The sequence below is a fragment of the Paenibacillus sp. MY03 genome (genome assembly GCF_002165585.1).
GTDB classification, from domain to species: Bacteria; Bacillota; Bacilli; order Paenibacillales; family Paenibacillaceae; genus Pristimantibacillus; species Pristimantibacillus agaridevorans.
The window spans coordinates 16,047-29,093 of the sequence record NZ_MXQD01000033.1; the positions used below are offsets into that span (position 1 = coordinate 16,047).

Genomic DNA, 13,047 nt, shown 5'->3' on the forward strand with positions numbered 1-13,047 from the left:
AACGCAGTATGAACTTTAGATTACATTTTCCCAAGGCTATCCATCGATGAGCCGTTGCGTACATTACTCCGTCTTCTGGGAGAAGGTCCTTTTCCTACGTTGTCGCGGGCTGAGGGATGATTTCAACAGTTCGATCGGGAATTAGGAATTGCGCCAGACTTAGAGAGTCCGAGGCGGCCAAAGGCTCCTCCGACAAAACTGTAATCTGAAGTTCACGCTCCGTTCACATTGCGGAAGTAAAATCCTCGTGAAGCGTTAATGATAATCTCTCTCAAAAAGAGGGCGGCGCGGAGGTTGGAGGGTAACTGGCATTGGAAGCAGTCAGAAGAGCTATCGATACAATGAGAAATGCCGGTGCAAAGCGGCAGGGGCGGGAACAGGCTCATACGGCGAGCAGGCCGCTCCTGATCATCGCAGCCGCAATATCGGCAGCCGGATTGCTGGCGGGCTGCAGCGCGGGAGCGGCAAGCGGGGGAGAGCAGAAGGGGAGAATAACCGTCACCGACTTCGCGGATCGGAAGGTAACGTTTCAAGCGGCCCCGAGCCGGATCGTCGCGCTGGGCAACGGCGAGGTGGATATCGTCTATGCGCTGGGCGCATCCGTGGTCGGCAGACCGGAAGATAACGGCGGACTGCTAAAGGAGCAAGTAGCGGACGTGCCCGTCGTCGGCTCCGTCCACACGGTCGATCTGGAGAAGATCGCGTCGCTGAAGCCGGATGTCGTGCTCGGCAATTATCCCATTAACAGCAACGACGTCCCCCTGCTGGGGAGCATAGGGTCGAAGATCGTGTTGACGCAAGGCAATTCGATTGCGGATATTAAGCAACAAATACAACTGTTCGGCAAGCTGCTGGAGCGGGAAGAGAAGGCGGCCGAACTGCTCGCGAAGCTGGACGGAGAGCTGGCGGAACTGAAAGCCGCGGCCTCCGAGAACGCTCCGCGCGTGCTAATGGTATACGGCGCGCCGGGTACATACCTGGCCGCGCTGCCGAACTCGCTGGCCGGCAACCTGCTGGAGACGGCGGGGGGACGCAACATGGCGGCGGAATTCCCGCGGCTGCAGAATTACCCGCAGTACGCCCAGCTCAACACGGAGCGAGTGATGGAAGCAAGTCCTGATGTCATCATGATCATGACGCACGGCAATTCGGAAGAGGTGCAGAAGGGTTTCGTTCGCGAGATGGAGGGGAATCCGGCATGGAATTCGCTCGCGGCTGTTCGCGAAGGACGCATCCACGTGCTTCCGGCGGAGCTGTTCGGGACCAACCCCGGTACGAGAGTGCCCGAAGCCGTTAAGCTGCTGACGGAGCTGCTCGCGCCATGAACGTAAAGGTGAGGAATAATCGAAGGCGCTGGATGGCCATTGGCGCGGGCCCTCTCCTTATTCTATCGATGCTGTACGGCATCGGAAGCGGATCGGTGTCGATTTCGCCGGCTGAGATTTGGCACACCTTGTTCGGGGCGGGGGATACCGCCCACGAATCGATTATTTGGAATCTGCGCCTTCCGCGCGTGCTGATCGGCTTGCTCGTCGGCGCGTGCCTCGCCGCTTCGGGGGCGCTGCTGCAAGGCGTCATGCGCAATCCGCTCGCGGATCCCGGCATTGTCGGCGTGTCGGCGGGCGGCGGAGTAGCGGCGGTTATCGCGTTAGTGCTCTTCCCGCAGTTCGCTTATCTGCTGCCGGGCTTCGCCTTCGCGGGAGCGCTGGTCTCGTCCCTGATCATCTACTTGCTGGCCTGGGACGGAAGCAGCTCGCCCGTTAAGATCGTGCTGGCCGGCATCGCGGTGAACGCGCTGCTGGGCGGCGTGATGAACGGCATCATGGTGCTGAACAGCGATCGCATTCAGAGCGTCATCCCGTGGCTCTCGGGAAGCTTGAGCGGCAGAAGCTGGCCGCATCTGCACTTCATGCTGCCTTACGCGGCAGCGGGTCTTCTGCTGGTGCCGTTCGCGGCGAAGACGACGAACTTGCTTATGCTTGGCGACCAGTCGGCATCGTCATTAGGCCAGCATGTCGAGCGGCAGCGCTTCCTGATCGTCGCATTGGCGTCCTTGCTGGCGGGCGCAGCGGTTAGCGTCGCCGGACTGGTGGGCTTCGTGGGGTTGATCGTGCCGCATGCCGTGCGGCTGCTCATCGGCGAGGACTACCGATTTCTGTTGCCGTATTCCGTCGTCGGCGGAGCCGCGATCATGGTCATTGCCGACACGGCGGCGAGAAGCTGGTTCGATCCGCTGGAGCTGCCGGCTGGTATTTTGCTCGCATGTATTGGAGCGCCGTTTTTCCTGATGCTGCTCAAGAAGAGGAGACTGATCCGATAGACGACCGTCACTGGGGCGCTGACCACGGTCGGCATCAGCCATAACTTGCAAGGCGCTAATCTTGAAATAATGCCAATACCACAATCCAGGGAGGAATCGACAATGGTTATTGTTACGAACGTATCGCAAATTACGAAGGGCAACGGAGCGAAGCTGATCGAACGCTTCGACAAGGTGGGCAAGGTTGAAGGGATGAAAGGTTTCCTGGGTCTCGAAGTCATGCTGACGGAGAACACGAAGGAGTATGACGAGGTGACGGTGAGCACGCGCTGGGAGAGCAAGGAAGACTTCCAGGGATGGACGCGCAGCGAGGCGTTCCGCGAATCCCATTCCCACCGGGAGACGCCGGAATACATCATCTCCAACAAGATTGCCTTCTATGACGTGAAGATCGTGCGGAACCCGCTCCCCGAGGCCGAAGCCCAGGGCGCTTAAGACGATGGCGAATGGGCTTTTGGGGGTCGACTGTCGGCTCCTGAAGCCCTTTTGCATGGAATCGGGGCAAGAAAATAATTAGAGGCCAGGGTTGACAGCGAATTCAAATAATTGGTAGGATATTTAGTGATAATAATTATCATTATCATATATAATGATTTTATATATGGAAGGGACGGGAATGCGTTGACAACGAAGGCGAAGATTAGCGGCTTGCTGGCCGCATTATGGATAGCGCTGCTGGGGTGGCCGGCAAGCATGATGGCCGCGGGAGATCTTGCGGACGGTACATATACAGCGAATTACCTCATCTTGAAGGCGGAGAACGATTCCGTCTCCATGGCGAACGACTATTGGGAGAAGCCTGCCACGGTCATGATCAAGGACGGCAAGGCGACGGTAAGGGTGACGATCAACCATAGCTTCTGGGTGACGGAGTTCAAGGTACCGGGAAGCGGAGGGTCGTTCGTGAATACGAAGGTCGTCAGCTCCAACAAAAAAGCGGATACGCGGCTGGTGGAATTCCCGGCGGACATTACGGAGCCGATTCTCTCCAAAATCCACGTGACCGTTGAGGAAATCGATTACGACCACGATTATACGATCCGATTCGTGTTCGACCACGACAGCTTCAAGCTGGTAAAAGGCGCAGCTCCGGCGCAGACGGCAGCGACAAAGCCTTCGAATGCGGCGACAACGAAGCCGACTGCAACGGCAGAGCCGGCAACCGTGCCGGCAGCGAAGCCGGCTACTACGGAGCCGATTGCAACGGCGGAACCGGCGCAAAGCGGCGGGCTTACTGGCAGCGGGGCCGGTTCGACCGAACAATCGGCAACGGGCGTCAAGCCTGCGGGCGGGTCTTCCGCCGCGGCACAGCCAGCGGCAGCGCCGACGGATAGCGGCTCGGCTGCCGAGCCTCTCCCTTCGGCAACGGCAACAACGGCTGCTGGCGAAGGCGGCACAAGGGTGTCATCGGGTTCGCCTGTGTCAGGGCAAGATGGCACGAAGAACAGTGAGACCGGTGAAGGAGAAGCCGATCAGGTAGCCGGAGATGCGGAAGGAGAAGAATCCGCCGAAGGTGGCGACGTACAGTCGAAAGGCGGCGATGCGACGGAAAGCGGCGGCGACACGGTAGGAGGCGGCGACGTGCAGCTGGCCGATGGCGATGTGCCGGGGGGCGAAGCCGTGACGACGCTTGCGGCCGGAGAGTCGATGGAAGCGCCGGCCGAAAAGAAGGGCGGAAGCGGGCTGGTCTGGTGGACGCCGATTGCGGCGGTGCTCGTTCTGGGAGCTGGGGCGTTCTATATTTGGAAACGGAAAGTTCGGTAATACAAAAGGGGACGGAAATAAGACAAATAGGGGGATTGAATACATGTTGAGAAGAAGCGGCAAGCTGGCAGCGGCGGCATGGATCGCGCTGTGCCTGCTTGTAGCGGCAGGCTGCGGAAACGCGCAGGGGCCTGCGGGCGGAGCGGCAACTCAGGCTCCGGCCGTAACGGCGTCGGCGGCCCCGAGCGCTTCCGCGCCGGAAGCTGCGGAAGCGCCGGAGGAGCATCGCATCGTGTCGACGACCGTGGCGATAACGCAAATTATGGACCTGCTGGAGATCGATCTGATTGGCATCCCGAAAAGCGTGAAGACGCTGCCGGAGAGGTACGACGAGGTGACGAAGGTCGGCAATCCGATGAGTCCGGACATGGAGCTGGTGAAGTCGCTTAAGCCGACCGAAGTGTTGTCGGTCACGACGCTGCAATACGATCTGGAGCCCGTGTTCGACAATGCGGGCATTGACGCGACCTTCCTGGACTTGACCAGCCTGGAGCGGATGCAGGCGGAGATTGTGAAGCTGGGCGAGAAATACGGCAAGCAAGACAAGGCCGCCGCAATCGTCAGCGAATACAATGCGACGCTGGAGAAGATCCGCCAGGCGACGGAAGGCAAGGAGAAGCCAAAGGTGCTTATCCTTCTCGGCGTCCCGGGAAGTTATCTCGTGGCGACGGAGCACTCCTATATCGGCGATCTGGTCAGACTGCTCGGCGGCGTCAATATCGTGCAAGGCGAGAAGGTGGAGTTTCTGGCCTCCAACACGGAATACCTTCACCAATCCAATCCCGATGTCATTCTGCGCGCCGCGCATGGCATGCCGGAAGAGGTTGTAAAGATGTTCGACGAGGAGTTTAAGAAAAACGATATCTGGCATCATTTCAAGGCGGTGCAAAATGACCGGGTCTATGATCTGCCGGAGCCGCTCTTCGGCACCACGGGGAATTTGGCGGTCGGTGAGGCGCTGGAGGCGCTGCTGCCGATGCTGTATCCCGACGAACCGTAGAGGAACGTGAACATGAATAAACCGATAACAAAGACAGATCAGACGGAACGTGCAGACGAAGCGTTGCCAATGGGCACGCGCCCGTATGCAGGAGCTGTCGCGAAGGCAACCCGCAGATCGTGGAGAAAGCTTAAACCTTATGGCCTGATCATTTTTACAATCCTGCTGCTGGCGGGGCTCGCCTTGTTCTCCGCGATGACGGGCAGTATCAAGGTGTCGTTCGGCGAGCTGCTGAGCGGACTCATGAGCGGCACGAACGAGCAGGTGGGGATTATTAAAGATTTGCGTTTTCCGCGCATTATCGTCTCCATGCTGTCGGGAGCCGCGCTGGCCGTATCGGGAGCGCTGTTGCAGGCCGTTATGAAAAATGCGCTCGCGGAGCCGGGCATTATCGGCATTTCGTCAGGAGCGGGGCTTGTGTCGATCACGGTCGTCACGCTGTTCCCGATGCTCTACTTCTGGTCGCCGTTATTCTCCGTGTTGGGCGGCGCCTTGGCCTGTTATCTGGTCTATTCTCTCTCCTGGCGCACGGGATTGAACCCTCTTCGGCTCATCCTGGTCGGCATCGCGATCAACGCGACGTTTACGGGGCTCGGGCAATCCTTTAATTACAGGGGCAGCTACGCCGTAACCAGCGTCAATCAAGCCATCTCTTCCATCTTCACGATGAAGACTTGGGAGGATGTCCATATTCTCGCTATCTTCGGCGGGATCGGATTGATCGTATCGCTGCTGCTGGGAGGCTGGTGCAATATGCTGGCCTTTAATGACGAGACGGCCCGCAATCTGGGGCTTCGCGTCGTGCGCGTCAGGCTGCTCATCTCGGCTGCGGCGGTACTGCTGGCTTCGGTGGCAACGGCCATCGGCGGACTCATCATGTTCGTCGGTCTGCTCGTCCCGCACATCGGCCGGGCATTGGTAGGCTCGAGCTATAAGCTGCTTATTCCGTTCTCGGCGATCGGAGGGGCGTTGCTGGTGCTGGCGGCGGACACGATCGGAAGAACGGTATTGGCCCCCGCGGAAATACCGGCTTCTATAATAATGGCGGTCATTGGCGGCCCGTTTCTTATCATCATGCTAAAGAGAAGCGATCGACTGAATAAATAAAGGAGCGGCGGAGACGGCCGCGAGCACGGGAGGGTTGGAATACGCATGAAGCAGCTGCTTATTACGGACGATGACTATAATAGCCGCGTCCTGCTGGGCCACTATATGACCAAAGAAGGTTTCCGGGTACTGGAAGCGCAAAATGGTCGCGAGGCGATAAACGTTCTGGAGAATCAGGCCGTGGATCTTGTCATTATGGATATTATGATGCCGGAAGTGGACGGACTGACGCTCTGCGAATATACCCGCAAAAACTATGACATTCCCATCATCATCCTGTCCGCGCGCGACCAGCTCAGCGACAAGGAGCAAGGTTACTTAAGCGGCACGGACGATTACGTGACGAAGCCGTTTGAGCTGCCGGAGCTGCTGTTCCGGGTCAAAGCCCTGTTCCGCCGGTACTCCTTCGCCTCTAGCGACAAAATCCGGCTGAGCCGTCTCGTCATCGATCGTAAAAATTACGAGGTGATAGACGGGGACGAAGTCCTCCTGCTGCCGCTCAAGGAGTTCGAGCTGCTGGCCCAGCTGGCGGAATATCCCGGGCGGGTATTCTCGCGCGACGAGCTGATCCATCTCATCTGGGGCTCCGATTACGGCGGCGACGAACGGACGGTGGATGTTCATATCAAACGGCTGCGCAAGCGGTTCTCGGAGGGTGGCGGAGGTTTCCACATCCATACGATTCGCGGCGTCGGCTACAAGCTCGAGGTGCTGGCTTAATGCGTTCGCTTTATTTTCGCGTGTTCCTGATTACGCTCTATACGATACTCATCAGCAGCTTCCTGGGCTTCTATGTCGCCAACGTCTATTATCATTGGTCGCTGAAGCCCTATCAGGACGAGAAGCTGTTCGGCACGCTTTTGCACGTGAAGGGGCATATCGAGGCGCATCCGGAGGCGATGGGCGATACGCTCAGGGCTTCGGCGGAATTGGGCTACCAGCTGTACGCGTACGACGAAGCGGGCAACGATTTGTATTATGGAAGAGATTTTGCAAAGAAGGATCTGGGTAACGGGGTTAAGGCGCAAGTGCTGGAAGGAGGACAGTATCACGGCATTGCCGGATTTCCGAACAAGGCGTTTTCCTCCGGTTACTTCGATAATACGCTCAGCAATACCGTAGGCGTACAGGTGACGGCGGGAGCCGACAGGTACGCTCTTTTCCTGCGTCACGACAGCAATGTCCACTTCGACGAGCTGCGCACGTTTTTTTTCTTTATGTTCATGTTGACGGTCCTGTTCAGCGTACCTTACTTCATGCTCAGCACGCGATATCTGGTTCAACCCATCGTCCAGTTGAAGGAAGCGACAAAGCGGATCGCCCAAGGGCAATACAAGCTTAGACTGCCGACCAGGCGGAAGGACGAGATCGGCGAGCTGGCGAGCCATTTTCAGACGATGAGTATGGAGCTGGAACGCGCAGACCAGCGCACCAAGGAATTCGTCGCGAACGTGTCGCATGAGATTCATTCGCCGCTCGCTTCGATTCAGGGTTATGCGGATTCGCTGCTCGGCAAGGAGAGCGATCCCGCGCGGGTTCGGGAATACGCCGCCATTATCGGACAAGAGACGCGGCATCTTGCGACGCTAAGCCGTCAGCTGCTGCTGCTCTCGACGTTGGATCATGCCGACCAAACGACGGAGAAGAAGAGCTTCCCGCTTCAACCGCAGCTGCGCCAGACGCTTCAGTTGCTGGAATGGCAGCTGGCCGAGAAGGAGATCGCCGTGCGGCTGCTGGTGCCCTCCGGCATGCAGGTGCACGGCGACGAGGTGCTTCTGATGCAGGTATGGTCGAACCTGCTCTCCAACGCGGTCAAGTATATCCCCGCAGGCCGCGCGATCCAGATTCAAGGCCATATCGAGGACGGTTGCTCCGTGATCCGGATATCCGATACGGGCGACGGCATCCCCGAGGAGCATCTGCCGTTCATCTACGATCGTTTCTACCGCGCGGACAAGGCGAGAGAAAGGAAGTCCGGCAGCACGGGACTTGGTCTATCCATCGTGCAGCGTATTGTCCATCAGCATGGCGGAACGATCGGCGTGGAAAGCCGGTCAGGCGCGGGAACAACGTTTACCGTGAGTCTGCCGCTTGAATCGGGCAAACAAGTCAACATTCTCCCTTTTAATCCATTTTTTAAATTGTAGGAACGTATCGGGCGCCTTCGTTATTCAATGCTTGTGATATAATGCAACAAGAGTAAGGAGGCGGATGAGATGGAAAGAAGGTCGTTATGGATCGGCGGTCGGCGGCGAGAGGCTGCAGCTTATAGAGAGTTGAGGGCGCCGCATTCGGGAGAGATCATCGCGGAGGTCGCAATGGCGAGCCGCGCGGAAACTGGCGAAGCGATCGCTGCCGCATACGCCGCACGGCATTCGATGCGAGCGATGCCCGCCCATGCGCGGGCGTCGATTCTGGAGCGGGTAGCCTCACTGCTGGGAGAGCGCAGGGAGGAAGCCGCCCGGATCATCGCGCTGGAGGCGGCAAAGCCCCTCAAGTACGCGCTTGCCGAGGTAGACAGGACGGTACAAACGTACAAGTTCGCTGCCGAGGAGGCCAAGCGACTGTACGGAGAGACGATCCCGCTGGACGCGGCGCCGGGCGGCGAAGGAAGGCTGGCCTATACCGTTCGCGAGCCGCTGGGCGTTATCGGCGCCATCACGCCATTTAACTTCCCGTTGAATCTAGTGGCGCACAAGGTCGGACCGGCCGTGGCCGCCGGCAATACGGTCGTGCTGAAGCCAGCGAGTCAGACACCGCTCTCTGCTTATCTGATCGCGGATTTGTTTCATGAGGCTGGCCTGCCGTCTGGGGCGCTTAATGTCGTTACGGGAGCGGGCAGCGTCGTCGGCAATGCCATCGTGGAAGATGACCGCGTGGCGATGGTGACGTTTACGGGGAGTCCGGAGGTGGGCAAAGCGTTGCGTGCGAAGGCCGGACTTAAGCGCGTCACGCTGGAGCTAGGTTCCAACTCGGCGCTTATCATCGACCGCGATACCGATGTGGAGAAAATAATTCCGAGATGTGTCATGGGCGCGTTCTCGAATCAAGGGCAGGTATGTATCTCGCTGCAACGGATTTATGTGCATGACGATGTGTACGAGAGGTTCGTGGAGGGTATGCGCCTGGCTGTGATGGGACTAAAGATCGGCAACCCGCTGGAAAAGGATACGGATGTCTCAGCCATGATTGCACCGGTTGAGACCGAACGGGCTTTGCTTTGGATCGGGGAAGCCTTGGAGAACGGAGCCAGACTAATTGCCGGTGGCAAACTTCGCGAAGGCGTTCTGGAGCCGACGGTGCTGGTCGACACGGCTGAGGACATGAAGGTCAAATGCATGGAGTTGTTCGCTCCCGTGGTCAACATCGGCAAGGTTAGCAGCATGGACGAAGCGATCGCCGCGGTCAATGATTCCCGATTTGGACTTCAAGCGGGCATCTTTACAAACGATATCGGCCTTGCGCTGCGAGCGGCGGACGAACTGCATGTCGGAGGCGTCATCATTAACGACATTCCGACGTACCGAGTCGATCATATGCCTTACGGAGGCGTCAAGGAAAGCGGCACGGGCCGCGAAGGCGTAAAGTATGCCGTGCAGGAAATGACGGAGATGAAGCTGATCGTCGTGAATCGCCAAATTTGGTGAATTCCATGTCCCCGAAAAACAGGCCGGACTAGGGTCTCATAGTATAAATAAGGCCAGAGCGCACCAAGCTACATATATAGAGGTGTGCTCTGGCTCTATTTTTTGTTCAAATATAGGAAGTTTGGGTCGTTTAGCGAGATGGTCAGGATGATACATGCAAGTAGTCAGAAAATTTAAACATTCCATCTTGACCCTCGGGATTTTTTGAGTATAATAAAACTAAAGTCAAAGAAAGTCAAAGTCAACGAGTTGACACTTAACTGTCCTGATGCTCTGCAAAGGTAAGTATCGGGGGATTTGGCTTTCTGAAGACGATACTCAGGGAGGTTGGTGATTTGCGTAATATTTCCGATCTCATTGAACATCACCTCAAACAAATGCTTGACGGCAGCGACGAAGGCGCGGTGGAGATTCAACGCAACGATCTTGCCGACCGCTTCTCTTGCGTGCCTTCCCAGATCAATTACGTAATCAGCACGCGTTTTACGCTGGAGAAGGGGTACATGGTGGAGAGCAAGCGGGGCGGGGGCGGTTACATCCGCATTCAGCGAGTCGATCTGCCCGCACTCAAGAACCTTCAGTACCATATTGAACGAACGATTGGCGACAGCGTCGACCAAAGCGCCGCGGAGGGCCTGATTTATCAGCTGCATGAAGCGGGTATGATTACAGTAAGGGAGTCGAATCTGCTGCGGGCGGCGATCCATCGGGACACAATTGCCCTGGTGCTGCCTATGCGGGATGAGATTCGCGCAAGGCTGTTGAGAGCGATGCTCATCTCATTGCTAGCCAAATAGGGAATAGCGGAAGGGAGGGACCGAAGCTTTGTATTGCCAAGAATGCGGCAAGAAGCCGGCTACGCTTCATTTTACGAAAATCGTAAACGGCGAGAAGACGGAATTCCACATCTGCGAAGGCTGCGCCCGCGAACGGGGCGAAGGCATTCCGGGTTCACCAAACAGCTTCTCCATCCACAGCCTGTTATCGGGACTGCTGGACTTTAATGCAATAGGCAACTCGGCATCGGCTTTGTCCGGTGCTCCTCAGCAGCCGATACGCTGCGAGGAATGCGGTCTAACGTACACGCAATTCAGCAAGATCGGCCGATTCGGCTGCAGCTCCTGTTACCAAGCATTCTCGGAGCGTCTGGATCCGCTTCTGAAGCGGGTGCACAGCAGCACGACGCACAACGGTAAAATTCCGAAACGTTCGGGAGGCCTTATCCAGTGCAGGCGCGAGATCGAACGATTGCGCAAGGATCTGCATACCCATATCGAGCAAGAGGAATTCGAAAGCGCGGCAACTCTGCGCGACGAAATCCGAGAGCTGGAACGCAAGATCGCGGAGATGTAATGACGATTGAAGCTTTTGAACCACCACAAAATGAAAGTTCAAAAGGTTCGATTGGCAGTACCGAGAAGGTTGGACGAAGTCGAGGCCTGAGGATCGGAGCGTAGCAGAGCTACGTGAGAACCGGAAGGACCGGCTGAGTTCAAGATTCGATGTCGAATAAGCTTCCTGAAATAACATCGTAATGACGATTGAAGCTTTTGAACCACCACAAAATGAAAGTTCAAAAGGTTCGATTGGCAGTACCGAGAAGGTTGGACGAAGTCGAGGCCTGAGGATCGGAGCGTAGCAGAGCTACGTGAGAACCGGAAGGACCGGCTGAGTTCAAGATTCGATGTCGAATAAGCTTCCTGAAATAACATCGTAATGACGATTGAAGCTTTTGAACCACCACAAAATGAAAGTTCAAAAGGTTCGATTGGCAGTACCGAGAAGGTTGGACGAAGTCGAGGCCTGAGGATCGGAGCGTAGCAGAGCTACGTGAGAACCGGAAGGACCGGCTGAGTTCAAAATTCGATGTCGAATAAGCTTCCTGAAATAACATCGTAATGACGATTGAAGCTTTTGAACCACCACAAAATGAAAGTTCAAAAGGTTCGATTGGCAGTACCGAGAAGGTTGGACGAAGTCGAGGCCTGAGGATCGGAGCGTAGCAGAGCTACGTGAGAACCGGAAGGACCGGCTGAGTTCAAAAATCGACGTCGAGTAAGCTTCCCTGAAGTAACAACGTAATGGCAGTCGGAGCTTTTGAACCACCTTTAAAGAAAGGGTGTGAAGGGGTTGACAGTACATCGCTTCTCCCAAGACGCTCTGAGCGACTGGATGCGGACATTGGGTCCGGACTCCGACGTCGTGATCAGCAGCCGGGTGCGAGTGGCCCGCAATTTGCGGAAGCAGCCGTTCCCGATGCTCGCTACGAGCGCCCAGGCGAATGAAGTGCTGGAGCAGCTGGCGGATGTCAGCAAGTCGGGCAAGCTGGACGAAGTAGGCTCCTTCGAGACGCTGCTGTTATCCGAGCTTAGCGAGTTGGACAAACGAGTGCTCGTGGAGAAACATCTTATCAGCCCGAATCTCGCGAACGAGTCTCGCGGCGGGGCCGTCGTGCTCAGCGAGAACGAATCCGTCAGCATTATGATTAACGAAGAAGACCATCTGCGCATCCAATGTTTATATCCCGGTTTCCAAATCGGCGAAGCATGGGCGTTGGCAAGCGGAATTGACGATATTTATGAAGAAGTGGCGGATTATGCCTTCGACGAGAAGCGCGGTTATCTGACCACCTGTCCGACCAACGTCGGAACGGGAATTCGGGCATCGGTCATGATGCATCTGCCGGCATTGGTATTGACTCAGCAGATTAACCGGATTCTGACTGCCGTAACGCAAGTCGGTCTTGCCGTTCGCGGCCTCTATGGAGAAGGCAGCGAAGCGTTAGGCAATCTGTTCCAGATCTCGAATCAAATTACGCTCGGTCAGTCCGAAGCGGAAATCATCGATAATCTGCATGATGTAGCCAAACAGATTATCGAGCATGAACGGGCGGCGCGCAAACGTCTTCTGGCGGAGTCCAGACTGCGAACGGAGGATCGCGTCAAACGTTCCTTCGGCATTCTGTCCCACGCGGTTATCATGGACTCCAAGGAAGCCGCGCAGAGGCTGTCGGATGTTCGTCTCGGCGTCGATCTGGAGCTGTTGCCGGACGTAACGCCGCAGGTGCTCAACGAGCTGCTCGTCATGACTCAGCCAGGTTATTTGCAGCAGACTTTTAATGAGAAGATGAGTACCGAGCAACGCGACGTAAGACGCGCCGAGCTCATTCGGGAGAAACTGAAGGTTGCTCAAATCCAAGATTGATCATG

General features: G+C 56.7%; 12 protein-coding genes. All 12 read left to right on the top strand.

What is annotated here, in order from left to right:
- Positions 1-311 precede the first annotated feature (311 nt).
- The 12 genes from B1748_RS22725 to mcsB all read left to right on the top strand — a co-directional run bounded on the left by B1748_RS22725 (position 312) and on the right by mcsB (position 13,042).
- On the top strand, positions 312-1,325 hold the full coding sequence (locus B1748_RS22725) for an ABC transporter substrate-binding protein (protein WP_256975874.1): 1,014 nt from the start codon (positions 312-314) through the stop codon (positions 1,323-1,325).
- A complete protein-coding gene (locus tag B1748_RS22730) occupies positions 1,322-2,320 on the top strand; it encodes a FecCD family ABC transporter permease (protein ID WP_087570248.1) in 999 nt (332 codons plus the stop codon). The genes B1748_RS22725 and B1748_RS22730 overlap by 4 nt, the downstream gene beginning before the upstream one ends.
- 102 nt (positions 2,321-2,422) lie before the next feature.
- Complete coding sequence (isdG, locus tag B1748_RS22735; RefSeq protein ID WP_087570249.1) at positions 2,423-2,755, top strand: heme oxygenase; 333 nt, start codon at positions 2,423-2,425, stop codon at positions 2,753-2,755.
- 186 nt (positions 2,756-2,941) lie between these two features.
- Complete coding sequence (gene isdC / locus B1748_RS36985) at positions 2,942-4,084, top strand: heme uptake protein IsdC (RefSeq protein ID WP_256975875.1); 1,143 nt, start codon at positions 2,942-2,944, stop codon at positions 4,082-4,084.
- Between the two features lie 43 nt (positions 4,085-4,127).
- On the top strand, positions 4,128-5,084 hold the full coding sequence (gene isdE, locus B1748_RS22745; protein WP_087570250.1) for a heme ABC transporter substrate-binding protein IsdE: 957 nt from the start codon (positions 4,128-4,130) through the stop codon (positions 5,082-5,084).
- Positions 5,085-5,096: 12 nt separating this feature from the next.
- Positions 5,097-6,191, top strand: coding sequence for a FecCD family ABC transporter permease (locus B1748_RS22750; protein ID WP_256975876.1), 1,095 nt, complete (start codon positions 5,097-5,099; stop codon positions 6,189-6,191).
- A gap of 39 nt (positions 6,192-6,230) precedes the next feature.
- Entirely contained in the window at positions 6,231-6,911 is a 681-nt protein-coding gene (locus tag B1748_RS22755; protein WP_087570251.1) for a response regulator transcription factor, read from the top strand.
- Entirely contained in the window at positions 6,911-8,338 is a 1,428-nt protein-coding gene (locus tag B1748_RS22760; protein WP_087570252.1) for a sensor histidine kinase, read from the top strand. Before B1748_RS22755 ends, B1748_RS22760 begins: the two co-directional genes overlap by 1 nt.
- A gap of 69 nt (positions 8,339-8,407) precedes the next feature.
- Positions 8,408-9,838, top strand: a complete 1,431-nt coding sequence (locus B1748_RS22765) for an aldehyde dehydrogenase family protein (protein ID WP_087570253.1) — start codon at positions 8,408-8,410, stop codon at positions 9,836-9,838.
- 335 nt (positions 9,839-10,173) lie between these two features.
- Positions 10,174-10,635, top strand: a complete 462-nt coding sequence (locus B1748_RS22770) for a CtsR family transcriptional regulator (RefSeq protein WP_087570254.1) — start codon at positions 10,174-10,176, stop codon at positions 10,633-10,635.
- 28 nt (positions 10,636-10,663) lie between these two features.
- Positions 10,664-11,191 (top strand): protein-arginine kinase activator protein McsA, encoded by a 528-nt coding sequence (mcsA, locus tag B1748_RS22775; RefSeq protein WP_087570255.1) that lies wholly within the window; start codon positions 10,664-10,666, stop codon positions 11,189-11,191.
- 777 nt (positions 11,192-11,968) lie between these two features.
- Positions 11,969-13,042: a protein-arginine kinase McsB gene (gene mcsB, locus B1748_RS22780; RefSeq protein ID WP_087570256.1), complete on the top strand. Its 1,074-nt coding sequence runs from the start codon at positions 11,969-11,971 to the stop codon at positions 13,040-13,042.
- The last annotated feature ends 5 nt before the right edge of the window (positions 13,043-13,047 follow it).

Excerpts from the sequence above, each read along its gene's own strand:
- B1748_RS22730 (WP_087570248.1), top strand. The coding sequence starts at position 1,322 with ATGAACGTAAAGGTGAGGAATAATCGAAGGCGCTGGATGGCCATTGGC.
- isdG (WP_087570249.1), top strand. The coding sequence starts at position 2,423 with ATGGTTATTGTTACGAACGTATCGCAAATTACGAAGGGCAACGGAGCG.
- isdE (WP_087570250.1), top strand. The coding sequence starts at position 4,128 with ATGTTGAGAAGAAGCGGCAAGCTGGCAGCGGCGGCATGGATCGCGCTG.
- B1748_RS22750 (WP_256975876.1), top strand. The coding sequence starts at position 5,097 with ATGAATAAACCGATAACAAAGACAGATCAGACGGAACGTGCAGACGAA.
- B1748_RS22760 (WP_087570252.1), top strand. The coding sequence starts at position 6,911 with ATGCGTTCGCTTTATTTTCGCGTGTTCCTGATTACGCTCTATACGATA.
- B1748_RS22765 (WP_087570253.1), top strand. The coding sequence starts at position 8,408 with ATGGAAAGAAGGTCGTTATGGATCGGCGGTCGGCGGCGAGAGGCTGCA.